This window comes from Modicisalibacter radicis, from assembly GCF_900961225.1.
In the GTDB taxonomy this organism is placed as follows: Bacteria; Pseudomonadota; Gammaproteobacteria; order Pseudomonadales; family Halomonadaceae; genus Modicisalibacter.
In genome coordinates, this window is record NZ_CAAHFN010000023.1 from 1 (window position 1) to 407 (window position 407).

General features: G+C 48.6%; 1 protein-coding gene. It reads right to left on the reverse strand.

From position 1 onward, the window contains the following. Positions 1-407 (reverse strand): FAD-binding protein (locus HR9077_RS01550; RefSeq protein ID WP_136064439.1); only part of this gene is annotated, 407 nt, incomplete at both ends.

Below are 407 nucleotides of genomic sequence, written 5' to 3' on the forward strand. Positions count from 1 at the left end.
GCCGTCATCTGCTTGGCGGTCTGCCATAAATGAGCTAATTCAAGCTGTTCTTTTGTGATTTCTTTCACATTCATGATTTGAAAAGGCACTCGCTCAAGCCATTCTTTCGCCTTCGTCAATTCATCCTCCGTTCGCACGATCGCCACATGATCTGTCATGTGTTTTTGAATATCCTTCACATCTGTCAGGGGAACAGAATATGTCACATCCTCAGGCAGAGGAGATTGTCCTCTGACAGGCTCAGGTTTTTGATAAGCTTGTATCCGTTCCGCCGCTCTCCTTCCGAAGACGATGCATTCCAAGAGAGAATTGCTTGCCAGACGGTTGGCACCGTGAAAGCCGGTGCATGCAGCTTCCCCAATCACATAAAGGTGTGGAACCGCCGTTTCCCCCCATCTGTTCACAGA